The sequence below is a fragment of the Nonomuraea sp. NPDC005983 genome, assembly GCF_040614375.1.
In the GTDB taxonomy this organism is placed as follows: Bacteria; Actinomycetota; Actinomycetes; order Streptosporangiales; family Streptosporangiaceae; genus Nonomuraea.
In genome coordinates, this window is sequence record NZ_JBEXUP010000126.1 from 1 (window position 1) to 24299 (window position 24299).

21 protein-coding genes are annotated in these 24299 nt (G+C 68.8%); 12 read left to right on the forward strand and 9 right to left on the reverse strand.

Annotated features, from left to right (window positions below):
- Window positions 1–205: 205 nt before the first annotated feature.
- Window positions 206–610, forward strand: a complete 405-nt coding sequence (locus ABZ297_RS36525; RefSeq protein WP_355356088.1) for an OB-fold domain-containing protein — start codon at window positions 206–208, stop codon at window positions 608–610.
- Window positions 607–1806, forward strand: coding sequence for a lipid-transfer protein (locus ABZ297_RS36530; protein ID WP_355356090.1), 1200 nt, complete (start codon window positions 607–609; stop codon window positions 1804–1806). Before ABZ297_RS36525 ends, ABZ297_RS36530 begins: the two co-directional genes overlap by 4 nt.
- A 64-nt stretch (window positions 1807–1870) precedes the next feature.
- Here ABZ297_RS36530 and ABZ297_RS36535 read toward each other — a convergent pair whose 3' ends face one another.
- The 5 genes from ABZ297_RS36535 to ABZ297_RS36555 form a co-directional block, all read right to left on the reverse strand.
- Window positions 1871–2887, reverse strand: coding sequence for a dipeptide ABC transporter ATP-binding protein (locus tag ABZ297_RS36535; RefSeq protein ID WP_350807844.1), 1017 nt, complete (start codon window positions 2885–2887; stop codon window positions 1871–1873).
- Window positions 2871–3908 (reverse strand): ABC transporter ATP-binding protein, encoded by a 1038-nt coding sequence (locus ABZ297_RS36540; RefSeq protein WP_355356092.1) that lies wholly within the window; start codon window positions 3906–3908, stop codon window positions 2871–2873. Before ABZ297_RS36540 ends, ABZ297_RS36535 begins: the two co-directional genes overlap by 17 nt.
- A gap of 12 nt (window positions 3909–3920) precedes the next feature.
- Window positions 3921–4889 (reverse strand): ABC transporter permease, encoded by a 969-nt coding sequence (locus ABZ297_RS36545; protein WP_355356094.1) that lies wholly within the window; start codon window positions 4887–4889, stop codon window positions 3921–3923.
- Window positions 4882–5826 (reverse strand): ABC transporter permease, encoded by a 945-nt coding sequence (locus tag ABZ297_RS36550; protein WP_355356096.1) that lies wholly within the window; start codon window positions 5824–5826, stop codon window positions 4882–4884. Before ABZ297_RS36550 ends, ABZ297_RS36545 begins: the two co-directional genes overlap by 8 nt.
- 120 nt (window positions 5827–5946) lie before the next feature.
- Window positions 5947–7590, reverse strand: coding sequence for an ABC transporter substrate-binding protein (locus tag ABZ297_RS36555; protein ID WP_355356098.1), 1644 nt, complete (start codon window positions 7588–7590; stop codon window positions 5947–5949).
- Between the two features lie 471 nt (window positions 7591–8061).
- Between ABZ297_RS36555 and ABZ297_RS36560 the strand changes: the two genes are divergently transcribed.
- The 3 genes from ABZ297_RS36560 to ABZ297_RS36570 all read left to right on the forward strand — a co-directional run bounded on the left by ABZ297_RS36560 (window position 8062) and on the right by ABZ297_RS36570 (window position 10137).
- Window positions 8062–8976, forward strand: coding sequence for an ABC transporter permease (locus ABZ297_RS36560; protein ID WP_355356100.1), 915 nt, complete (start codon window positions 8062–8064; stop codon window positions 8974–8976).
- Window positions 8969–9835 carry an ABC transporter ATP-binding protein gene (locus ABZ297_RS36565; protein WP_355356102.1) on the forward strand — a complete coding sequence of 289 codons (867 nt, stop codon included), beginning with the start codon at window positions 8969–8971 and terminating at the stop codon, window positions 9833–9835. Before ABZ297_RS36560 ends, ABZ297_RS36565 begins: the two co-directional genes overlap by 8 nt.
- A gap of 146 nt (window positions 9836–9981) precedes the next feature.
- Complete coding sequence (locus ABZ297_RS36570) at window positions 9982–10137, forward strand: hypothetical protein (RefSeq protein ID WP_355356104.1); 156 nt, start codon at window positions 9982–9984, stop codon at window positions 10135–10137.
- Between the two features lie 502 nt (window positions 10138–10639).
- Here the strand turns inward: ABZ297_RS36570 and ABZ297_RS36575 are convergent.
- Both ABZ297_RS36575 and ABZ297_RS36580 read right to left on the reverse strand, forming a co-directional pair.
- Window positions 10640–11476: a hypothetical protein gene (locus ABZ297_RS36575; RefSeq protein WP_355356106.1), complete on the reverse strand. Its 837-nt coding sequence runs from the start codon at window positions 11474–11476 to the stop codon at window positions 10640–10642.
- Window positions 11477–11865: 389 nt separating this feature from the next.
- On the reverse strand, window positions 11866–13182 hold the full coding sequence (locus ABZ297_RS36580; RefSeq protein ID WP_355356108.1) for a lysine 2,3-aminomutase: 1317 nt from the start codon (window positions 13180–13182) through the stop codon (window positions 11866–11868).
- Between the two features lie 176 nt (window positions 13183–13358).
- On the opposite strand from ABZ297_RS36580, the gene ABZ297_RS36585 reads away from it, so the two are divergent.
- From ABZ297_RS36585 to ABZ297_RS36605, 5 genes are all read left to right on the forward strand, one after another.
- Entirely contained in the window at window positions 13359–13916 is a 558-nt protein-coding gene (locus ABZ297_RS36585; protein ID WP_355356110.1) for a DUF1707 domain-containing protein, read from the forward strand.
- 120 nt (window positions 13917–14036) lie between these two features.
- Window positions 14037–15056 carry a phosphate acyltransferase PlsX gene (gene plsX, locus ABZ297_RS36590; RefSeq protein ID WP_355356112.1) on the forward strand — a complete coding sequence of 340 codons (1020 nt, stop codon included), beginning with the start codon at window positions 14037–14039 and terminating at the stop codon, window positions 15054–15056.
- A 39-nt stretch (window positions 15057–15095) separates the two neighbouring features.
- Entirely contained in the window at window positions 15096–17390 is a 2295-nt protein-coding gene (locus ABZ297_RS36595) for an HAD-IC family P-type ATPase (RefSeq protein WP_355356114.1), read from the forward strand.
- Window positions 17387–19114, forward strand: coding sequence for an arginine--tRNA ligase (argS, locus tag ABZ297_RS36600; RefSeq protein WP_355356116.1), 1728 nt, complete (start codon window positions 17387–17389; stop codon window positions 19112–19114). The genes ABZ297_RS36595 and argS overlap by 4 nt, the downstream gene beginning before the upstream one ends.
- A gap of 111 nt (window positions 19115–19225) precedes the next feature.
- Window positions 19226–20557 carry a hypothetical protein gene (locus ABZ297_RS36605; RefSeq protein ID WP_355356118.1) on the forward strand — a complete coding sequence of 444 codons (1332 nt, stop codon included), beginning with the start codon at window positions 19226–19228 and terminating at the stop codon, window positions 20555–20557.
- 6 nt (window positions 20558–20563) lie between these two features.
- On the opposite strand, the gene ABZ297_RS36610 is transcribed toward ABZ297_RS36605, so the two are convergent.
- Window positions 20564–20944, reverse strand: coding sequence for a cell division protein SepF (locus tag ABZ297_RS36610; RefSeq protein WP_355356120.1), 381 nt, complete (start codon window positions 20942–20944; stop codon window positions 20564–20566).
- A gap of 166 nt (window positions 20945–21110) precedes the next feature.
- Here ABZ297_RS36610 and ABZ297_RS36615 point away from each other — a divergent pair, with 166 nt between their 5' ends.
- Entirely contained in the window at window positions 21111–21875 is a 765-nt protein-coding gene (locus tag ABZ297_RS36615) for a PhzF family phenazine biosynthesis isomerase (protein WP_355356122.1), read from the forward strand.
- A gap of 543 nt (window positions 21876–22418) precedes the next feature.
- Here the strand turns inward: ABZ297_RS36615 and ABZ297_RS36620 are convergent.
- Window positions 22419–23153, reverse strand: a complete 735-nt coding sequence (locus ABZ297_RS36620) for a hypothetical protein (protein ID WP_355356124.1) — start codon at window positions 23151–23153, stop codon at window positions 22419–22421.
- Window positions 23154–23636: 483 nt separating this feature from the next.
- Between ABZ297_RS36620 and ABZ297_RS36625 the strand changes: the two genes are divergently transcribed.
- Window positions 23637–23993 (forward strand): hypothetical protein, encoded by a 357-nt coding sequence (locus ABZ297_RS36625; RefSeq protein WP_355356126.1) that lies wholly within the window; start codon window positions 23637–23639, stop codon window positions 23991–23993.
- Window positions 23994–24299: the final 306 nt, after the last annotated feature.

Sequence of the window (24299 nt, forward strand, 5' to 3'; positions counted from 1 at the left end):
GGCGGCCCGGCGGCCCGGGACCCCCGCGCCGTCCGCGGCGCCCGGCGGGTACTTCGGCGGCGGGCCGCCCGCCTCGCCGCCGCCGTCCCGGCTGCCCGTGGTGGTGGGGATGCTGCTGCTGGCGGCGGGGATGTCGGTCAGGGTGGTCGTGCGGCACCTGCGGGAAAGTGTTACCTAGCAAGCGCTTGTGTGATACTCCTGGGCTATGACCCTGGCGATCGACGACTGGTTCGGCATCGGCGAGGACGGCGCGTACCTGATCGGCACCAGGTGCGCCGGCTGCGGCACGGTCTGCTTCCCGCCGCGGCGACCGTTCTGCCCCAACCCGCACTGCGGCGGCGAGTCCATGGCGGAGGTCAGGCTCTCGCGGCGCGGGCGGGTCTGGTCGTACACCAACGCCTGCTACCCGCCGCCCGCCCCGTACGTGGCCGCGGAGCCGTACGCGCCGGTCACGCTGGCCGCGGTGGAACTGGCGGAGGAGGGCATCGTGGTGCTGGGCCAGGTGACGGGGCTGACGGTCGACGACCTCGACGTCGGCATGGAACTGGAGCTGACCGCGGGGCCGCTGGCCGACGGCCCGCTGGTGTGGATGTGGGGGCCGCTCTCGTGACCGCTCGGGCAGCGAGCGTCGTCGTGCTGGGCGTGGGGATGCACCCCTGGGGCAAGTGGGGCAGGCCGTTCGTGGAGTACGGCGTGGCGGCGGCCCGCGAGGCGCTGCGCGACGCCGGGATCGCCTGGACCGACGTGCAGTTCCTGGCCGGCGCCGACACGATCAGGAACGGCTACCCCGGCTTCGTCGCCGGTGCCACCTACGCCCGCGCGCTCGGCTGGTCCGGGGCGCGGCTCGCGTCCTGCTATGCGGCGTGCGCCTCCGGGGCGCAGGCGATCGACCTCGCCCGAGCCCGGATCCTGGCGGGGCTCTGCGACGTCGCGCTGGTGGTGGGGGCCGACTCGACGCCCAAGGGCTTCTTCAAACCGGTCGGCGGAGACCGCCCGGACGATCCGGACTGGTTGCGGTTCCGGCTGCTCGGGGCGACAAATCCGGCATATTTCGGCCTTTATGCGCGGCGGCGGATGGCCCTGTACGGCTCCACACCCGACGACTTCGCCGCCGTCAAGGTCAAGAACGCGCTGGCCGGATCGCTCAACCCGCTCGCCCGCTACCGCGAGCCCGTCACCGCCGAGCAGGTGCTGGCCTCCCCCATGGTCGCCGACCCGCTGCGCCTCATGGACATCTGCGCCACCTCGGACGGCGGTGCCGCCGTCGTCCTGGCGTCCCAGCGGTACGCCCGCAGGCTCGGCGCCGGCAAACCGGTACACCTCGCCGCCGTCTCCACCGTCAGCCCGACGTTCCCGAACACGGTCCTCGAACTGCCGGAGTTCGCCACCGACTCGTCCGCCGCCGTGCCGCCCCCGGAACGGACGTTCAGGTCGGCCCTCGCGCACGCCGCCTACGAGGAGGCCGGGCTCGGCCCCGACGACCTCTCGCTCGCCGAGGTCTACGACCTGTCCACCGCCCTGGAACTGGACTGGGTCGAGGACATCGGCCTCTGCCCGCCCGGCGAGGCGGGCAAGCTGCTGCGGGACGGCGACACCGCGCTCGGAGGGCGCGTCCCGGTCAACCCGTCCGGCGGCCTCGCCTCGTTCGGCGAGGCCATCCCCGCCCAGGCCATCGCCCAGGTGTGCGAGCTGACCCGGCAACTGCGCTGCGAGGCGGGCCCCCGCCAGGTGGAGCACGCCAGCGTGGGCCTGGCCGTCAACCAGGGCCTGTTCGGCCACGGCTCCGCCATCATCGCCACCCGCTGAACCCACCCGCCCACGGGCACGAGAAAGCCCTCCGCGAGACCGCGGAGGGCTTCCCTGATCACCGCTACCCGACGTGGACCACGTCGTGCGTCTCGGCGAAGTGGCACGCACTCGCGTGCGCCGTACCCGGCCGGATCTGGAGCAGCGGCTCCTCCTCGGCGCAGATCTCCTGCGCCTTCCAGCACCGGGTGCGGAAGCGGCAGCCCGACGGCGGGTTGGCGGGCGAGGGCGGGTCACCCTGCAGGATGATCCGCTCGCGCTGCTCGCGGCCCTCGGGGTCGGGGACCGGCACGGCCGACAGCAGCGCCTGCGTGTACGGGTGCGCGGGACGGTCGTAGATCTCGACGTCCTTGCCGAGCTCGACGAACTTGCCCAGGTACATCACCCCGACCCGGTCGGAGATGTGCCGCACCACCGACAGGTCGTGGGCGATGAAGATGTAGGCCAGGTTGAACTCGTTCTGCAGCCGCTCCAGCAGGTTGATCACCTGCGCCTGGATCGACACGTCCAGGGCGGAGACCGGCTCGTCACAGACGATGACCTCCGGCTGGAGCGCCAGGCCGCGGGCGATGCCGATGCGCTGGCGCTGGCCGCCGGAGAACTGGTGCGGGTAACGGTTGATGTGGTCGGGGTTGAGGCCCACGACCTCCAGCAGCTCCTGCACCTTCTTGCGGCGGTCGCCCTTCGGCGCGACCTCGGTGTGGATCTCGTACGGCTCGCCGATGATGTCGCCGACCGTGGACCTCGGGTTGAGCGAGGTGTACGGGTCCTGCATCACCATCTGGATGTTGCGGCGCATCCGCTTGAGCTCGCCGCCCTTGGCCTGGCCGATGTCGCGACCGTTGACCATGACCGAGCCGCTGGTCGGCCGCTCCAGCGCCATCAGCACCTTGGCCAGCGTGGACTTGCCGCAGCCCGACTCGCCCACGATTCCCAGGGTCTCGCCCTTGTGGAGGTCGAACGAGACGCCGTCGACGGCCTTGATGGCGCCGATCTGCTTCTTGAACATGATGCCCTGGGTCAGGGGGAAGTGCTTGACCAGGTCACGAACCTCGAGGATGCGCTCACCTCTGGTCTCCATCGAGGACCTCCCTCCAGTAGTGGCAGGCGCTGCTGCGCGTACCGCTGATCTCGTTGAGCGGGGGGACGTCCGTCGCGCAGTCGTCCTGGCGGTACGGGCACCGCGGGTGGAACGCGCATCCGGTCGGCATGTCGAGCAGGTTGGGCGGCAGGCCCTTGATCGCGTACAGCTCCTGGCCCTTGAGGTCGACCCGGGGGATCGACTCCAGTAGGCCCTTGGTGTACGGGTGGGCCGGAGCCCGGTAGATGTCGTGCACGGGGGCGTTCTCGACGATGCGCCCGCCGTACATGACCGCGATCTTGTCGGCGACGTCGGCGACGACGCCGAGGTCGTGCGTGATCAGGATCATGCCCATGTTGCTCTCGCGCTGCAGCTCCGCGAGCAGCTCCATGATCTGGGCCTGGACGGTCACGTCGAGCGCGGTGGTCGGCTCGTCGGCGATCAGCACCTCGGGGTCCAGCGCGATCGACATGGCGATCATGATGCGCTGGCGCATGCCCCCGGAGAACTGGTGCGGGTAGTCGTTGACGCGCTGCTTGGCGGCCGGGATGCGCACCTTGTCCATCATCTCGACGGCCTTCTTCATGGCGTCGCGCTTGGACATGCCCCTGTGCACCCGGAACATCTCGCTGATCTGCCAGCCCACGGTGAACACCGGGTTCAGCGCCGACAGCGCGTCCTGGAAGACCATCGCGATGCGCTGGCCGCGCACCTGCGTCCGGGCCTCGTCCGAGAGCTGCAGCAGGTCGGTGCCGCGGAACCGGATCTCGCCCTTCGGGATGCGCGCGGGCGGCATGTCCAGAATGCCCATGATCGCCTGCGCGGTCACGGACTTGCCGGAACCCGACTCGCCGAGCACGGCGAGCGTCTCGCCCGGGTTGAGCGAGTAGCTCACGCCGTTGACGGCGCGTACGATGCCCGCCCGGGTGGCGAACTCGACGTGCAGGTCCTCCACTGCCAGCAGCGGACTGTCGCCCAGCCCTCCCTCGGCGGACAACGCGTCCGGTGACGTCGTTCTCATCGGTCTCCCCTCCTACCTGAGCTTCGGGTCGAGCGCGTCGCGTACGGCGTCGCCGAGCATGATGAACGCGAGCACCGTGATGCTCAGGAACACCGCCGGGAAGACCAGCGGCAGCGGCGCCTCCAGGAACCGGTTACGGGCGTCGGCGATCATCAGGCCCCACGAGATGTCCGGAGACTGGACTCCGACTCCCAGGAAGGACAGCGCCGCCTCTGCCGCGATGAAGCCGCCGAGGTTGATCGTGGCGATGACGATGACCGGAGCCAGCGCGTTCGGCAGCAGGTGCCGGAACATGATCCGGCTCTGGCTCGCGCCCAGCGCCCGCGCCGCGACGACGAAGTCCTGATTCCTGGCGGTGATCACGGCCGCCCGCATGATGCGGAACGTCATGGGCCAGGCCAGGACGGACAGCGCCATCACGACCAGCCAGATGCCCAGGCTCAGATCCCGGAACGTGGCCGCGATGAGCAGCGCGCCGAGGATCGGGGGGATGGCGAAGAAGATCTCGGTGACGCGGGACGAGACCGTGTCGACGACTCCGCTGCGCGTGCCCGCGATGAGCCCGAGCAGCCCGCCGACGATCGCCGTGATGACGGTGGTGCTCACGCCGATCACGATCGAGTTGCGCGCGCCGAAGATGGTCCGGGCGTAGACGTCGCAGCCGAGACTGTCGCGGCCGAAGATGTGGCCCGCGCTCGGCGCCTGCCGCGCGGTGGCCAACTCGCAGGTCTTCGCGTCGAACGGGTTGATCGACGTGAACAGCGACGGCCAGAACGACATCACCAGCAGGACGAGGATGATGACGACCGAGACGATGAACATCGGCCTGCGCCGGAGGTCGTGCCAGGCGTCACCCCAAAGGCTCGCCGGCTTGCCCTCCTTCTTGGGCCTTCCGTTGGGGGACGGCGCCGCCGTGACCTGGTCCGCGGTCAGCGTCTGGGTCTCCGGGTGCACAGGTCCGACCTGTGGGGTGTCACTCATAGCGGATCCTCGGGTCGAGCACGGCGTACAGCAGGTCAACGATCAAGTTCGCCACGATGTACACCAGCACCAGAACTGTCACGATACCTACGACAACGGGCTGCTCTCGCAGATATACGCCTTGATAGAGCTGGTTGCCGATACCCGGCAGGTTGAAGATCGTCTCGGTGATCACCGCGCCGCCCATGAGGTTGCCCAGGTCGGCGCCGAGATACGTGACGAGCGGGATGAGCGCGTTGCGCAACCCGTGCCTGCCGATGACTCTTCGCCGCGACAGGCCCTTGGCCGTCGCTGTTCGGATGTAGTCCGATCTCAACGTCTCCACCAGGCTCGTTCTGGTGAGCCTGGTCAGGTACGCGATCGATGTTCCTGCCAAGACGAAACCGGGAAGAAGGTACGACTGCAGCCCCGAGTCGATGCCCGCAATGGGGAAGATCTGCGTGCCGGTGACCCGCTTCAGCCAGACGCCCAGCCACAGCTGCAGCACGAAGCCGGTGACCAGCGTCGGGACGGAGATGAGCAGCAGGGTCGAGGCCAGGATCATGGTGTCGGACGCCCTGCCGCGGCGCAGCGCCGCCCACAGGCCGAGCACGACGCCGATGATGGCCTCCATGACGAGCGCGACGAGGGCCAGGTTCAGGGTGACCTGGAACTTGCCCGCCATGAGCTGGGTGACAGGCACTCCGGCGAAGGTCTTGCCGAAGTCCCCGCGGAACAGGACGCCGCTGATGTAGTACCAGTACTGCAACAGCAGCGGATCGTTCAGGTGATACTGGTCGCGGATGATCGCGACGATGTTGGGGTCCTGCCTCTTCTCGCCGGCCAGCGCTGCGATGGGGTCACCAGGCAGCGCGAAGACGATGGCGAAGATGAACAGTGTGGCGCCCAGAAGCACTGGTATCGCCTGGATCAGGCGCCTGATGATGTAACGGCCCATTCAAGTCTCCCGTACATGCCAAGAAGGCAGCCGCTGGAACCCGGGTGACACGGTTCGCTGACTGCCTTCAAGACGGCTCTCGTGGGGCGGGCGGCAGTGCACCCGCCCCCGGGAACAACGTCAGGCCTTCTCGACCTCGGCCCACTCAACCTGGTTGAGCAGGTTGATCCTGACGTTCTTGACCTTGGTGGAGTACCCCGAGTTGTTCCGGTAGAAGTACACCGGGATGTACGGGAGGTCCTTGATCAGGATGTCGTCCGCCTGCTGGTAGAACTTCAGGCCCTCTTCGGGGGTCTTCGCCTGGTCGCCCTTGGCGACCGTGTCGTCGAACTCCTTGTTCTTGTAACCCGCGTAGTTGGAGCCGGTCTTGATGGCACCGATCGAGAAGATCGGCGTCAGGTAGTCCTCGGCCGACGGGTAGTCGATGGCCCAGCCCATCCGGAACATGCCCTGGTACTTCTTGGCGTCCAGGTCGTCCAGGATGTTGGCGAACTTCTCGAACGGCTTGACCGTCACCTCGACGCCCAGGTTGGCGCGCAGGTTGTTGGCGGCCGCCTCGATCCACTCCTTGTGGCCGCCGTCGGCGTTGTAGCCGAGCTCCAGCGTCTTCGGGCCGTTGGCCGCGGCGTACTGCGCCTTGGCCTTGCCCGGGTCGTACTGGCAGGCCGCGCAGGCGCCCTGCCGGTAGCCCGAGATGAGGGGGTTGATGAAGTCGTCGGCGGGGGCGCGGGTGCCGGAGAAGACCGTCTCGGCGATGGTCTTCCTGTCGATGGCCATCGAGATGGCCTCGCGCACCTTGACGTCCTTGTAGATGTCGTTGTACTGCAGCGGGAAGCCGATGTACCCGACGCCGCCGTCAGGCTGGTCCTGGTAGCGGTCGCCGAGCGCGGTCTTCGCGCTGGAGATCGCCGAGGCGGGCAGCGAGTCGTGGATGTCGAGGTTGTCGGCCTGGAGGTCGTTGTAGGCCGTCTCCGAGCTGTTGTAGAGCTTGAACTGGAGCTTGGTCCAGTTCTTCGGCTTCGGGCCGGGGTACTTGTCGTAGACCGACAGCTCGATCGTCTGGTCGGTGCCCTTCTTGTAGGGCTTGTCGAGCTTGAACAGGCCCTGACCGATCGGCTTCTCGCCGAACTCCGCCGTCACCTTGCCGTCGGCGCCGAAGGCGGCCTTGGGCAGCGGGTAGAACGCGGTGTAGCCGAGCATGGTCTTGAACTGCGAGAACTGCTCCTTCAGCGTCACCTGGAGGGTCGTGTCGTCGACCGCCTTGAGGCCCTTCATCTCCTTGGTGGTGACCTGCTTGCCCTCACCGGGGTTGAGGTCCTCGTAGCCGTCGACACGGCCGAAGAAGTAGCCGGCACCCTGGGCGTTGTCCTGGTTGGCCGCGTAGTTCCACGCGTCGACGTAGTTCTGCGCGATGACCGGCTCACCGTTCTGCCAGGTGTAGCCTGGCTTGAGCTTGATCGTCCAGACCTTGTTGTCGGTGGTCTCGATCGACTGCGCGGCAGCCTCGACGACGTTCTTGTTCTCGTCGTAGTTCACGAGAGGCTCGAACACCGCCGCCAGCGCCTCAGCGCCCTCCGACTCCGTGGTGTCCGACGGGACCAGCAGTTTCTGCGGCTCGCCCAGCTCCATGCGGACCGGTGTGTCACCGCCCGACCCCGACGACGAGTTACCGGTCGAGGTGCTGCCGCCGCCGCCACACGCGGCGACCGCGAGGGCGAGAAGCGCGGTACCGGCGACGATCTGTGCGCCCTTAGTAACACGCATGGTGAAAAGATTCCTCCCTCTACAGGTGGGCGTAAGCGCTGAGCTGCGATGATCGTGAGCAGCCTGACGGAGGTTCCTTGTAAGCCCCCGGGTTTGGCTGACATGGTCAAACCAGCCGACGCCCTGCCAGTCGATCGCGACTATCCCTCACTACGTGCCACCAGCGAGTCTCTGGCGCGTTGCAGTTCGGTCACACGTACGCCTATCAAGCGTCACAGTCATTTCCCGCAAACAGCATTAAAGCGGATAAAACGACCAGAACGTGACAAGTTGGTACGCCGACAGTCGAGCAAAGGTACCCTTCACCGGACTGTGCCTGCGCACCGGCAGCCAACTCCTGCACCTCTGGGCTACCGTTGACCGAGTCTCGGCGGCGCACCGGAACCACGCGCGGCCAGACACCGTCCAAGTGTCTGCTGCGTACCGCCGTCGCAGGCACCCGAACGACCTGGATCCAATAGAGTCCATGCCATGAGCCAGCCGGAATCCGCTGTCGCGGACGCCCAGGCGGGCGGCCGGAGCAGGCAGGAGCCGCTGGCCAAGCTCGCCGCGAGATATGGTCTTCGCCGTGCCATCGCACGTCCGAGGTTCCCCGTCTATCTGCGCCAGCTCTGGGAGCGGCGACACTTCATCCTGACGTACGCGACCTCACGCAACGTCTCCAAGTACTCCAGCTCGGCCCTCGGCCAGCTGTGGCAGGTGCTCACGCCCCTCCTGAACGCCGGCATCTACTTCGTGATGTTCGGATACATTCTCGGGGGCCACAAGGGCGTTGAGAACTACCCGGCCTTCCTCCTGACCGGGATGTTCATCTTCACCTACACCCAGCGCTCGGTCACCGCCGGAGCCAAGTCGGTCTCCGGCAACCTCTCCCTCATCAGGGCACTGCACTTCCCCAGGGCCTCGCTGCCGCTGGCGTACACGATCCAGGAGCTCCAGCAACTGCTCATCTCCATGGGCGTGCTGCTGGCCCTGCTCCTCGCCACCGGCGAGTTCCCGACCTGGTTCTGGCTGCTCCTGCCGGTGATGCTCGCGCTCCAGACAGTGTTCAACGTCGGCACGAGCCTCGTGCTCGCCCGCGTCGGCGCGTCCATGCGCGACATGAACCAGCTCCTGCCGTTCATCACGCGCACCTGGCTGTACGCCTCCGGGGTCTTCTTCTCCATCGAGCTCAAGGTGGCGGGCGCGGGCCTGCCCGACTGGGTCGCCAGGGTGATGTACCTGAACCCGGCCGCCTCCTTCATCGAGTTCGCCCGCGACATCCTCCTCAATGACAAGTGGCCGCGAACCTGGGTGCTGGGGAGCTGCGTATTCTGGGCGGTGTTCACACTCGGCTTCGGCTTCTGGTACTTCTGGCGAGCCGAGGAGAGGTACGGGCGTGGCTGAACTGACCGAGGAGCTGTCACAGGTGAAGGGCGATCAGCCCGCCGTCCCGAGCAAGGACGTCAGGGTGCATCCCAACCCGGAGCCCGCGGGCAAGCGACCGCTGGACGCTCCCACAGGCACACCGACCGTCATCGTCGACGACCTCCACATCGTCTACCGCGTCTACGGAGCCGCCAGCGACGCGGAGAAGGGCAACGCGGTCAACGCCCTCACGCGCATGCTCAAGCGCCAGCGCCGGCCGCAGATGAAGGAGGTGCACGCCGTCAAGGGCGTCACCTTCGTGGCCTACCACGGCGACGCGATCGGCGTCGTCGGGCGCAACGGCTCCGGCAAGTCCACCCTGCTGCGCGCGATCGCGGGCCTGCTGCCGCCCCACGAGGGCGCCGTCTACACCGACGGGCAGCCGTCCCTGCTCGGCGTCAACGCCGCGCTCATGCGTGAGCTGACCGGCGAGCGGAACATCGTCCTCGGCTGTTACGCCATGGGCATGACCCCGGCCGAGGTCAGGGAGAAGTACCAGGAGATCGTCGACTTCTCCGGCATCGACGAGTTCGTCCAGCTGCCGATGTCCACCTACTCCTCCGGCATGGGCGCCCGCCTGCGCTTCGCCATCTCCTCCGCCAAGACCCACGACGTGCTCCTCATCGACGAGGCGCTGGCCACCGGCGACCGCGAGTTCCGCAAGAAGAGCGAGCAGCGCATCCGGCAGATTCGCGAGTCCGCGGGCACGGTCTTCCTGGTCGCGCACGACCTCAAGGTCATCGAGGAGACCTGCAACCGAGTGATCTGGCTGCACAAGGGCAAGATCAAGATGGACGGCGACCCGAAGGAAGTCCTCGCCGCCTACAACAAGGGCTGAGCAGCCAAGGGCCGAGCAACGAGAGCCGCGCAACGAGGGCTGAGCTCCGTGACACGAGCGACTCCAGAGGCAAATCACTGACATCGCGCCTGGCGTTCGGATAGGATTCGAACGCAGATTCGATACGAGGACTCTGGAGGCGCGCGATGGGAGAGCTTTCTGCCGCGATCGACCACCTGGCCATCGAAGACGTGACCGAGATCCCGCGGCTGCAGCTCGCGGAGCAGCTCATCGAGCTCCACTGGCAGATGGCCAGGCTGCAGGCCCAGATCGCCCGCCGCACCGGAGTCCGGCTCCTCTGAGGGCGAAGAAGTAAGAGCGCCGGGTGGCCGAGCCTCTGACGGCGAAGAGATCGAGACGCCGGGTGTCCGGGCCATGAAGGCGCAGAGGTTGAGAGCGGTCGGGCCTGAAAGCAAAGCAGCCGCCGACCCCCTGACCAGGGGCCGGCGGCTGGTGCACCCGCCGTGGCGCCGCTGCCCTGCAGAGCGACGCGACGCGGATGCCGCCCGGGCCCGGGCGCGTCCGCCCGAACCCGTCCTGAGACCGCGCCCTCACGCACCGATCTCGAAACCTGCGCCGCCCGTACGGTGAGCGCCCGGCACCGGGACACCCGCCGGCAGGCCGCGCGAGGTGATGGCAGCGCTACCCCCACGAACCGGGATGCATCACGTGCCGGCTTCTGGCGGCCACGGGCCCGCCGCGTCGCCGCCTCCACGTCCGATCCACCGAGCACCGGCACCGGGACACTCGCGGACCTCCGCTTCGGCGTTCAGCGGGCGGTCTCCATGGCACGCCATGGCCACGTCAACGACCGACTGCGGCCGTCAGCCTCTCCGTGGCCCAGGCGACACCGGTCAGCACGTCGTTGTAGGCATCGGCCACCCGCACCCCCTGGGGGGCACCGGCCCTGGCCGCGTCCTCGACGAGCGGGGCGATCCCGTCGACGGTGGCGGCCCTGCCGACGCCGGGCAGTGCCCGGACGACCGGCGCGGTCTCGCTCGGCGCGACCTTCCCCGGCAGCGGCGCGAGCCGCACCGGGGTCGTGCTGGGGAGCGCCTGCCTGACGGCGGCGTCCAGCCCGGACAGGCTGTCGGCGCCGTCGTCCAGCGTGCCGGAGGCGGCACCGGCCAGGCCGTCGGCCGGGGAGAGCGTGTCGCGGACGCCACCAGGCCCGCCGACGCCTCCCAGACCGGCGACCGGCGCGAGCAGCCACTGAACGCCGCCCGGCTCGTTGACGCCGCCCGGCCCGCTGATGGTGTCCAGGCCACCCTGGACGCCGCCGGACCCGCTGACGCCGTTCACCTGGACACTGCCGGACCCGTTGACACTGTTCAGGCGACCCTGGACACTGCCGGCCCCGTTGACGCCGTCGAGGCCACCCTGGACGCTGCCGGACTCGCCCGCGACGCCCATCCGGGCCTGCCCGAGCGCGTCGTGAGCCCCCGACGCGGCCAGCACGCCCGGCAGCCCTCCGCCCAGCGGCCCGCCGCTCAGCGAGAGCCCGCCGAGTGACGACCCGCCGCCCAGCAACCTGCCCAGCAGGCCGCCCAACGGATCGTCGCTCGCGTACGCGGGCGCGGCCAGCGCGACCGCCAGCCCGAATGTCGCGACGGCAACAGCCGCCTTTCCTGCACGTTTCATGATTGCCTTCCCGGCTCTGATCGATCGCTCTGGAACGCAGTGGAAATGCGAATCGAAAACCCCCGATTGCCGTGGCGTACGCGCTGTGGGCACCACACCTAACGCGCCGTCCCGGCTGAGCTGCACACGCAGTTCTATCACCCCGCGCGACAGGCCGGGAGCGCGGAAAAGCCCGTCCACAGCGGGGTTGAGGAGCCGACTGGCGATCAAGAAAGGGCGGATGGACGGGGAGACAAGTCGGGAAATAGCAGGGGGCTATTTCCGATATTCCGTCGACGTCTCCCGCGAGCGGAAGCGGTGGCCACGCGGCCCGTGAACAAGCGTCTGGAAAAACAAATGTCACGGGCCGGGGCGCAGATTTTCCGCTAGCAGGGCACGCGCTTGACCGCTCAGACCATGAGCAGCGCGTCCTCCGACTCGAACGGGAAGCGGTCGGCGAAAGCCGGGCGCAGATCCGTCAGCCACACCGCCGTCGGGTCGTAGCGCGCGAAGAACGGCCGCCCGACCAGCGACGCGTCACGGGCCTGGATGAAGTGAAGGACGAACACCCGCTCGCCCGCGATCTCGGTGACGCCGTCGACGCACACCTTGCCCGGCGTGGCCGACATGGAGGGCCCGCGGACGGTCCGGCAGAGCCCGGAGACGGACGCGTACGCGTCCCTGAAGATCTCGTACGCGCGCGCCAGCGGGACCGCGAAGTAGTCCTGCGGGCCGGTGTCACGCTCGACGAACATGTAGTACGGGATCATGCCCATGCGCAGCTGCCGCCGCCACATGCCCGACCAGATCTCCGGATCGTCGTTGATCGTCCTGATCAGCGGCGCCTGGGTCCTGATCGTGGCGCCGGAGCCGAGTATCCCTTTGACCGCCGCCTCGACCATCGGCGACTCCAGCTCGCGCGGGTGCGTGAAGTGCGCCATGAACGCGAGGTTCTTTCCGGCGTCCACCACCTGCTCGAAGAGCTTGAGCGTGTCGGCCGCGTCGGGGTCGGTGGTGAAGCGCTGCGGCCAGTACGCCAGCGCCTTGGTGCCGATCCTGATCGACTCGAGCTGTTCGAGGCCGATCAGCGGCTCGATGTACCGCCTGATCACCGTCTCGCCCATGATCATGGCGTCGCCGCCGGTGATCAGCACGCTGGTGACCTCGGGATGCTGGCGGATGTAGCCGACCATCTGGTCGATGTCGTCGGAGGCGAACTTCAGGTCCGCGTCGCCGACGAACTGCGCCCACCGGAAGCAGTACGTGCAGTAGGCGTGGCAGGTCTGCCCCTGCTTGGGGAAGAACAGCACGGTTTCCGAGTACTTGTGCTGCATGCCCGGCACCGGCTCGTCGCCGATCCGCGGCACGTTGAGTTCCTTCTGACCTGCCGGGTGCGGGTTGAGCTGGGCCCGCACCCTGTTCGCCTCGGCCTGGACCTCCGCGTTGGGCGCCTCGGCCTTCAGCAGGTCGGCCAGCCTGGCGACGTCCGCCGCGGGAAGCATGTCCTCCTGCGGGAAGACCAGGCGGTATATGGGGTCGTCGGGCGCCGCCGACCAGTCGATGAGTTCATCCACGACGTAGGCGTTGGTCCTGAAGGGCAGGACCGTGGCGACGGCCCGGACCTTCAGCCGCTCCTCGTCACCGAGCCCCGCACGCTGCAGGAGCTCGTCGAGATGCTTAGACGTGTACGCCCGGAAGCGCCGTGTTCCCGGTTGGTTCAAGATCACTAGGCATTTCCCATCTTTTTTGTCCGGTCGGCGGTAAACCTCACGACCCTGTCGCGCGTCTACGGCTCTTATATCCCGGACGCGGCGGACCGCACCTCCGGTTCCGCTGGGCTCCAAGTTTCCTTTGAGGAAAGACCACTCGCGACATATCGCGAATGGGCATACACTCTCTAACCGTGACCGACGATCCCGTCCTGCGCGCCTCCGACGCCGACCGCGACCGCGTGGCCGCGGTGCTCGGCGAGGCACTCGCCACCGGAAGACTCACCAGCGTCGAACACGCCGACCGCCTGGAAGTGGCCTACACGGCCAAGACCATCGGCGAGCTCGTCCCCCTCACCCGCGACCTGCCGGACGTGTCCGTGAGCGCCGCCCCCGCCACCGTCGAGCAGCAGACGATCGACTCCACGTTCAGCAAGACCATCCGGAAGGGCCGCTGGGTCGCCTCCCGGCACACCAAGCTGTCGGCCAGGTTCGGCGCGCTCATCGTCGACCTGTCGGAGGCCGTGCTGCCGGGCCGTGAGATCACGATCGAGGCCGACGCCTGCTTCGGCAAGCTGATCGTCCGCGTCCCCGACAACGCCCGCGTCATCGACGAGGGCGGCTCCACGTTCGGCAAGCGGAGCGTGACCGGCGGCTCCGAGGGCGACGGCCCGCTCATCCGCATCGTGGGCAGGTCGACGTTCTCGAAGGTGATCGTGTCGCGCGCAGTCACCGACTGGAACCTCGCCTAGCGGGGAACCGGCCTACCCGCCGGTCAACCTGGCCTCCGCCTTGCCTACGATGCGGAGATACCCGAACTCGCACCCGGCCGAGCCGTGGCGGCGGGCTCGCATGCCGCACGAGGTGACCATTTGTCCGACAGCAGGCCGATCGCGCTTGACGCCATGGGCGGCGACCACGCGCCGCACGAGATCGTGGCGGGGGCGGTCCACGCCGTGCGCGAGCGCGGGCTGTCGGTGGTGCTCGTCGGCTCGCCGCGCGTCCTGTACGAGGCACTCGCCGACCACGACGCGGCCAAGGAGATCCCGATCGTCCGCGCCGAAGAGGCCCTGGCGATGGACGAGGGCGCCCTGGCCAGCCTGCGGCGCCCCCGCTCCAGCATCGCGATCGCCTGCCACCTGCTGCGCCGCGGCGACGTGTCGGCGGTGGTGTCGGCGGGCTCGACGGCGGGCATCGTGGCCACCGGCAGGCTCAGGCTCAAGGCCCAGCAGGGCGTGCTCAGGCCCGCCATAGCCGTCGCCCTTCCCACGCTGCCCCACCCCACGCTCCTCCTGGACGCGGGCGCCAACACCGAGGCCAAGCCGGAGATGCTGGTGCAGTTCGCGCACCTCGGCGCGGCCTACGCCGAGCTGGCCTACGGCGTCGCCAAGCCCAGGATCGGCCTGCTCACCATCGGCAGCGAGGCCGAGAAGGGCAACAAGGTCGTCAAACGGGCCCACGAACTGCTCCAGACCTCCCCAGGCCTCGACTTCGCCGGCAACGTCGAGGGCCACGACCTGCTCACCGGCAGCGTCAACGTGATCGTCACCGACGGCTTCACCGGCAACGTGGCGTTGAAGACCATGGAAGGCGCCGTCCGCTACGCCTTCCGCGAGCTCAGAGATACCATCAGCGACAGCAAGGTCGCCAGGATCGGCGCGTTCATGCAGCGCTCGCGCCTACGCGAGCTGAGCCATCGGCTCGACGCCGAGGCCCACGGCGGCGCCGTCCTGCTCGGCCTGAACGGCACCGTCGTCATCGCGCACGGCTCGTCCAGGGCGCCGGCCATCAGCGCAGCCTGCCAACTCGCCGCCGACCTGTCCGCGCGCGGCATCGTGACCAGGATCGGTGACAGGATCACCGCCTCGCATCGATCACACAGACTGTGGTAAGCCCGTAGTCTGGGCAGATCCACAGAAACGGGGGGTTGTGTGGACGGGCTCACCTCAGCACAGGTTGCCGGGGCGAAGGCCAACGTCGTGCCGCGCCGATCGAGCAGATCGCTCGCCGCGATCGTCAGAGCCAACGTCTTCACGCTCTTCAACCTGGTCATCGGCGTCCTGTGGGTGCTGATCCTGATCTTCGGGCACTGGCAGGACAGCCTGTTCGGCCTGGTCATCGTCGCCAACTCGCTGATCGGCATCGTCCAGGAGCTGCGCGCCAAGCGCACCCTCGACAAGCTGGCCGTGATCAACGAGGCTCCGGTACGAGTCCGCCGCGACGGACGGGACCAGGAGATCCACCCGCGCCAGGTGGTGCTCGGCGACCTGATCCTGCTCGGCCCCGGCGACCGCCTGCTCGTCGACGGCGAGATCGTCGAGTCCGACGGGCTGGAGATCGACGAGTCGCTGCTCACGGGCGAGGCCGACCCGGTGCACAAGCACGAGGGCGACCAGGTGCTCTCCGGCAGCTTCGCCGTGGCGGGCTCAGGCTCGTTCGTCGCCACCAAGGTCGGCACCGACGCCTACGCCGTGCGGCTGGCCGAGGAGGCCAGCAAGTTCCACCTCGCCCACTCCGAGCTGCGCGACGGCGTCGCCAACTTCATCAAGTACATCACCTGGCTGGTCATCCCGATCGGCGCGCTGCTGCTCTACAGCCAGCTGCGCCACTCCGCCGACTTCGGCACCGCCATCACCGGCGCCGTCGCAGGCATCGTCACCATGATCCCCGAGGGCCTGGTGCTGATGACGTCGATCGCCTTCGCCGTCGGCGTGGTCCGCCTCGGCCGGCGCCAATGCCTGGTGCAGGAGCTGCCCGCGATCGAGGGCCTGGCCAGGGTGAACGTCCTCTGCCTCGACAAGACGGGCACGCTCACCGCGGGCGGCATGGACCTCGACCAGGTCCTGCGCCTGCGCGACGACCAGCCGGTCGACGACGCCCTCGCCGCCCTGGCCGGCGCCGACCACCGGCCCAACGCCACGGCCCTGGCCATCCAGGCGCGCTACGACTCCGCCCCCGACGGGTGGGCCGCCACCGCGACCGTGCCCTTCTCCTCCGCCCGCAAGTGGAGCGGCGCCGACTTCGGCCGGCACGGCGCCTGGGTGCTGGGGGCGCCCGACGTCCTGCTCGACGCCGGCGCCGACGGGTACGACAGGGCCGCCGAGCTCGCCGCCACCGGAACCAGGGTGCTGGCGCTGTGCCGCGCCGACGGCCTGCCGTCCGCCGAGGCCGGCGGCGAGGTCGAGCCGGTCGCGCTGATCACCCTCAAGCAGCGCATCCGGCCCGACGCGCACCAGACCCTGGAGTACTTCGCCAAGCAGGGCGTCACGGTCAAAGTGATCTCCGGCGACAACCCCGACGCGGTCTCCGCCATCGCTACCAGCCTGGGCATCCCGAACGGTGATCGCGCCATCGACGCGCGCACGCTGCCCGACGACGACCAGGACAAGCTCGCCGAACTGCTCGACGCCAACACCGTCTTCGGCCGCGTCACCCCCAGGCAGAAGCGCCTGTTCGTCGGCGCGCTCCAGTCGCGCGGCCACACCGTGGCGATGACCGGCGACGGCGTCAACGACGTGCTCGCCCTCAAGGACGCCGACCTGGGCATCGCGATGGGCGCCGGCAGCCCCGCCACCAAGGCCGTGGCCCAGGTGGTGCTGCTCGACAACCGGTTCGCCACTCTCCCCCACGTGGTCGGCGAGGGACGCAGGGTGCTGGCCAACATCGAGCGGGTCTCGAACCTGTTCCTCACCAAGACCTTCTACGCCATCGCACTGTCGCTGCTGGTGGGCGTCGTCGGGCTGCAGTTCCCGTTCGCGCCGCGCCACTCGACGCTGGTCAACGCGCTGACCATCGGCATCCCGGCGTTCTTCCTCGCGCTCGCCCCCACCCTGGAGCGCTCGAAGCCCGGGTTCGTGCCCAGAGTGCTGCGCTTCGCCGTCCCGGCCGGGGTGCTGTGCGCCGCCGCGGTGCTCGCGGCGTTCTGGGCCGCGCAAAGCGTCACGTCCACCCTGGTCGAGGAGCAGACCTCGGCGGTGATCGCGCTCTTCCTCACCACCTGGTGGGTGCTGGTGCTGATCGCCCGGCCCCTCACCTGGTGGCGGATCGGCCTCGTCGCGGCCATGGCCGTGCTGTTCGGGGTGGCCCTGCTCATCCCGTTCGTCCGGCGATTCTTCGCGCTCGTCCCCGACGACATCAGCAACGACCTGACGGCCGTCGGAATCTCCGTGATTGCCGCAATAGTCATCAGCGCCGCGGTCAAGGTCGCCGGTACTCTTAGACCATGACCGACCCGCAGATAGTGCTCACCGAGCGCGTCCAGCAGGCGCTGGCGAACGCGTTCGGTTCCGAGTACGCCGATGCAGACCCGCTGATCCGGCCCTCCCAGTTCGCCGACTTCCAGGCGAACGTCGCAATGAGCCTGGCCAAGCGACTGCGACGGGCGCCGCGGGAGGTCGCTGAGACACTCAAGGCCGCACTGTCCGACTTCCCCGGCACGGTGGAGGTCAGCGGCCCCGGCTTCCTCAACATCACCCTCGACGACTCGTGGATCGCGTCCGAGGCCGCCGAGATGCTCGCCGACGCGCGCACCGGCGTCGGCACGGCCGCGCCGTCGCAGACCGTGGTGATCGACTACTCCGCGCCCAACGCGGCCAAGGAGATGCACGTCGGCCACCTGCGCACCACCATCGTCGGCGACTCCCTGGCCCGCGTCCACGAGCACCTCGGCAACCACGTCGTCAGGCAGAACCACCTGGGCGACTGGGGCACCCCGTTCGGCATGCTCATCGAGCACCTGCTCGACATCGGCGAGGAAGCCGCGATCGCGCAGCTCGAAGCCGGTATGGGCACCGAGTACTACCAGGCCGCCAGGGCCAAGTTCGACAGCGACGAGACGTTCAAGCTGCGCTCACGCGTCCGGGTGACCACGCTGCAGTCGGGCGACCCCGAGACCATGCGGCTCTGGCACGTCTTCATGGACGCCACCATCCGCTACTTCGACAAGGTCTACGGCCTGCTCGGCGTCACGCTCACCGACGCCGACATCGCCGGCGAGAGCATCTACAACCCGATGCTCGAGAAGACCTGCGACGACCTCCAGGCCGCCGGGGTCGCGGTGCTGAGCGAGGGCGCGCTGTGCGTGTTCCCGCCCGGCTTCACCGGCTCCGACGACAAACCGCTGCCCCTCATCATCAGGAAGAGCGACGGCGGCTACGGGTACGCGACCACCGACATGGCGGCCGTCCGCTACCGCGTCGACGACCTCAAGGCCGACCGCGTCCTGTACGTGGTGGGCGCCGACCAGGCGCTGCACTTCCGCATGGTCTTCGCGGCAGCGCGGCTGGCGGGCTGGCTGCCCGACACGGTGTCGGCCGAGCACGTCCAGATCGGCATGATGCTCGGCAAGGACGGCCGCAGGTTCAAGACCCGCTCCGGCGACTCCATCAAGCTGATGGAGCTCCTGCAGGAGGCCGTCGACAGGGCCGATGCCCTCCTCGACGAGCGCGGCTACGACGACGCGACCCGCGCGGAGATCGCCCGGGCCGTGGGCATGGGCGCGGTCAAGTACGCCGACCTGTCGGTCAGCCACGACAGCGAGTACGTCTTCGACTTCGACCGCATGCTCGCCTTCACCGGCAACACCGCTCCCTACCTGCAGTACGCGCAGGCCAGAATCCGCTCGATCTTCCGCAAGGGCGACTTCGACCCCGCCACCGCGACCGGGCCCATCACGCTCGGGCACCCGGCCGAGCGGGCGCTGGCCCTGCAGGTGCTGGGCTTCGGAGCCGTGGTCGAGCAGGTGGCCGCCCTGAGCGAGCCGCACCGGCTGGCCGCCTTCCTCTACGCGACCGCCACCACGTTCACCGCCTTCGTCGAGAACTGCCCGGTCATCAAGGAGGGCGTCGACGCCGAGACACGGGCCTCCCGGCTCGCGCTCTGTGCGCTGACCCTCCGCGTGCTGCACACCGGCCTCGACCTTCTGGGGGTTCCTGTCCCCGATCGCATGTAAGACCGGCTTTTGTTCCGCTCCGGAGTAGGGCGCGCCTCCACCTGGTTGGCGCGCCCCCCGGCTAGGCTTTACGCGGTCATGACTGAGGCCGACATGGGGGAGTCTTCTGCCTTGAGCACGGACCTGACCGCGAGCCCCCAAGCCGCGACGGAGCTACAGCGCTACGCCGAAGCACTGCTGGCACATCTCGCCGCGAACGGCACCATGCCTCCCGCTCCCCCGGGTTTCCGCGACATTCCGGGCAACTGGCTGCCCCCCGCCGTCGAGGCGCTGACCGTGATCCTCACCGGCGCCGACCCGCTCGAACCACTGAGCCGCGCCGCCGGCCGCGACCAGCAGCAGACCGCGCTCTTCCTCTGCCTCGCCCTGGCCGTCGCAGGTCACGGCAGCCGCATCCACGCGTCCTGGCTCGGTACCGCCTTCGGCGACCTCGCCATCGACCGGCCGGTCAGCCACGGCCAGCGCGCCCTCTGGCTCGCCGCCGCCCGAGGCGCCTACGGCCCCGCCGGGAAGATCTTCGTGCTGCGCAAGCTCGACGCGGTCGCCGTCCCCGAACACGCGGACGTGCAACAGTGGGTGCAGGCGCTCGCCCCGAGCGAGCCGTCCGTTGTCGTACCGCCCTCGCTGGCCGACTTCCCCGAGATGGCGGAGATCCCCGAACTCGCCAAGCCCGCGCAGGCCGCCGCCCGGCTCGCCAGGCTGCGCGCCCGCTGCGCCGAGATCACCTCCACCCGCCAGGCCGAACCTGTCTCCTCGGCCCCGCTCACCAACAACTCGTCCAGCCCTGTCACGGCTTGGGCCGAGGACGAGCCGCTGGCCGTCCTCCGCTCGCTGATCGGGCAGGGCGGCCCCTCGGGCCCGATGGCCTCGCTGACCTCGCATCTCCTCGACGACCTGCGCCCCGGCGCCGACCCGCACCTGGCGGCGATCGCCCTGCACGTGGCGGCCCCGATCCTGCGTGGCCTGGCGGAAGAGCTCGAAGAGGACACCCGCCTGATGCCGCCGGCGACGGTGACCGTGACACTGCTCGGCCACTCGGTCGAACTGCGCCCTGAGGGCCCCGACGAGAGGTCGCTGACCGAGGCCGAGAACGCGATCGTGGCCGAGGGGGTCATGCCACGCCGGTGGCCCTGGGGCGCGATCATCCTGGTGGTGGCCGGCATCGCCTGCCTGACCGGCTCCGTCGCCGTCGGCTGGCCGCTCGCCGTGCTCGGCGCGGCCCTGCTCGGGCTCGCCGGGTGGCAACTCTGGCAGCGCCGCAAGGCGATCGAAGCAGACGCCCGGTATGTGGCCGCCCAACTGGCCGAGCTCAAAGAGCTGGCAGACGGCGCCTTCTGGGCACTACACGCGTACGCCCGCGAAGCGGACGCACGCGCGAAGCAGGCCGCCGACGACTCGGCCGAGCTGACCCGGCTGATCCGTCGCGGCCCGCGAGCGGCCTAGCGCCTACTAGGTGGTCTCGATCTCCACGTGCGCCGGCGCGAGCAGAAAGACCCGGTCTGCGATGCGCTCGATCCGGCCCTCGCAGCCGTAGGCCAGCCCGGCCGCGAAGTCCACCATGCGGGTGGCCTCGGGCATCGGCATGCCCGTCACGTCCATGATGACCGTCTGCCCCTCGCGGAAGTGCTGACCGATCATCGGCGCGTCGTTGTACTTGAGCGGCTGCACCATGACGATCCGCGACGAGTCGACGGTCGAACGCCACCTCTTGGCCGCCCGCTCCGCCGCCGGCATGTACTCCTCTTCGTACTGCTCGTCGTCGTAGCCGTCTTCGTATTGGTCGATCCCGCCCAGGCCAAGGTAGCTCACCACCTTGCGCACTGCCCCCATCGGTTTGTCCTTTCCTCAGGAACTCACCGCAATCGGCACGTCCCCACACATTGGACGGTAACCGACGATTCCGTGTTCGCCATGCGACACGCCCACGACCATTTCCATTTTGTACGCCTGGCATCCAGGTTTCACCCGGATATCGCACCCCCGCTAGCCTCGGAACATGCGAGTGTTCACTGTAGACGCCTTCACCGACAGTCCTTTCCAGGGTAATCCCGCCGCCGTCTGCCTGCTGGAGTCTTCGGCTCCCGACACGTGGATGCAGGCCGTGGCGGCCGAGATGAACCTCTCCGAGACCGCCTTCCTGCTCGGCGATTCCCTCCGCTGGTTCACCCCCATGGTCGAGGTCTCCCTCTGCGGGCACGCCACGCTCGGCACAGCGCACGTCCTCTATTCGACGGGCGCCGCCACCGGCCGGCTCGAATTCACCACGGCCAGCGGAACGCTCACGGTGAATCGCAGCCCCGACGGCATGATCACGATGGATTTCCCGGCCAAGGAAGTGACACCCACCACAGCGCCGCCCAACCTCGAAAAAGCCCTCGGAGCTGCAGTGGAGCAGGTGGGCAAGAGCAATCTCGACTTGCTGGTGGAGTTGGAATCAGAGGAAGCGGTGCGCACCCTCACACCGGACATCGAGGCCCTTCGCGCAATCGACGCGAGAGGTGTCATCGTCACCGCGAGAGGCACGAATACCGACTTCGTCTCCCGCTTCTTCGCCCCCAGGGTGGGCATCCCGGAAGACCCGGTAACCGGCTCGGCCCACTGCGCCCTCGCGCCGTACTGGGCGGCCCGCCTCGGCCGCAACGACCTGGTGGGAGCCCAGCTCTCCAAACGAGGCGGCCTCGTCCGGGTCACCGCCAAGGGCGACCGCGTCGACCTTTCGGGCCGCGCCGTCACCGTCCTCACAGCCGACCTCCACGTCTGAGGCGCCCTTCGACAACGCCCAAGACACCGCCGAATCAACGTGCAAACGGACACCGCCGCCGAGTCGGAGTGTGCACGGACACCACCGCCGAGTCGCTGAGCGCACCACGGGCAGCACCCGCATCAACTGCCAGCCCCTCGGTTCTCCAAGCGGCGCCAGCGGCACCGTTGACACGCCGCAGGCCCGCGGGGCGCTTGGGGCACCAGGCCCGCAGAGGCACGAACGCGCAGGCCTACAGGGAGCACGAGCCCGCAGGAGACGCGGACCCGCATGACGCACGAACCCGTAGGAGATGCGAACTCACAAGACGAGGCGCAGGCGACGCCGACGCGCTCGGTCCGAACCTGCGCCCCGCGCGTGCCGTCTTGACCACTCCCGACCACAGTGACCGTTTCCTGCCACAAGCCCCCGGCAGGACCGCCGGCCCAAGCCGCCCGCGGACCGACTCGCGGCCGCTTCGGATCAGCTCTCAGCCGCATCGGGCCCACCTTCGGCGCCCTCGGGCCGACTCGCGACCGCTCCAGGCCGGCAAATCATCGAGGTCTAACCGCCCAGGTCGTCCGAGCTCTCCGACGCCTGCTTGGTGCGGCGCCAGTACTGGCGCTTGCCCTCCTCACGGACCACGATGCCGTGCTCGGCCAGCTCCGCGCGCAGCTGCTCGGCGTCCTCGCCGTCGCCCTGGTCCAGTGCTCGTTCACGCGCCTTGAGGAAGGCGTGGGCAGCAGCGGAAAGGTCCGGATGATCTGCCACCCAGCGCCGAAAATCGTTCGCGTACGGGTCGCCGCCCGACCGCCAGGGGTAGCCGTGCACCTGGAAGGCATCGCTGAGCCGTTTGGCATCAGGCAGATCGCCACCCTGCCGGACGAGCTCCTCGGTCACATGGCCGAGGAGCACCAGCCGCTTCCGGTCGAGAAACACCGCCTCGATCGACGCGCGCCGCACCTCTCGCCGCGACTCCCGGTACGCGACGGTGACCTGGTCATCGTCGACGACTACCGTCACGTAGTCCCGCTCGGCGATAAACGCGATCACCAGCCCGGCAACGCTCCCAAGTGCCACGACTGCGATCGTGACCGGCCCAGCCGGCAATGACGCAATGAGGTCCAGCGGCTTCTGAAACGGGGTCCACGGCAACGACACCGCCCAGTCGGCAACGACTTTCAGCAGCCACCCGGCCCCGGCTCCCAGCAGCGGAGCCCCACACCAAACGAGGACTCGCTCCCCCGCCAGCCGGGCCACAACCGTCTGCCCGGGAGCTGACGGCACACCGGATGTCATCAACAGCGCCCCTCCTCCAGCACGTCTCCAGAGGCTGCACAGCTCTTCACCGCTGCCTCTATCTCTTCGACTGCACAGCTTTGCTGCCAGCAACCGCGCCATGCACAAGTTCGAGCCGACCGCCACGCCCTGCACAGCCTCGCGCCAGCCACCGTGTCCTGCTCAAGTTCGCGCCGGCCACCGCGCTCTGCACAGCCTCGCGCCAACCGCCGCGTCCCACGCACAGCATGGGCGGCACGGGCGGCCCGAGCGGTCGGCACAGCAGGCTCCAACACCACGAAGTTGACGTTAGAGGCCGACGCTCCGGCACCGCATCGACCACAAGCCTGTGCCCCCTCGACCAAGGTCGCCGCCCTGGAGGTGCTGAATCATCCGAAAGTATTAGCCACCTTGCCCCTTCCGGGCCAGCTGGCGGGCGGCGGCCACCATCATGGCGAGCAACTACAAGCGATGGCCACCAGATACCCATGGCTCCTCACCGCCATGAGCACCTACCTCATCTACGGACCCCGGAAAGCGCGCCAAGGCGACCACCTGCTCGCGCTCTACGAAGTGGCCGGGCCCATCGACAGGAGAGCGTTCGCCGAACGGCGGAAGTGCCGGCGGATCCCGCGGCAGACAGTCGGGTACCTGCAAGAACCCCTTCACGGCGACCTGGTCGTCGGCCAGCAGACACTCCCCACCAGCATGCATGCGGACTGGACGGTGAACACGGTCTTCGTGCTCGTGCTCGAAGAGGCGTCTGACGCCACCCGGCGACAGCGGCTACGGCGTGATCGCGCCGCGCCCAGTCGCGCACGGCGAGGTCTATCGGCCGCAGACGGTCGCTGGACCAGGTGAGCTGGCCGGCCCGTCGGATCTATCCTGGCTGGACCACTCAGGCCTGGATGGCCGACAGTTTACAGATCGACAGGCCGAACGGCTGCACCTCGACCGAGGTTCGACGTGCATCACTCCGCGGTCGATCGAGGTTCGCGAACGAAGCTCCCGAACACCGCACACGCCCCCCGGCCGTGCGCGGGTCGAGGACGTGGCCACGCGTGACCATACAAAAAGCAGAAAGGGCGGGAAGAGAACCCCACAAAGGGATCCTCTTCCCGCCCTCACCAAAAGATTGTCCGGCGGTGACCTACTCTCCCACACCCT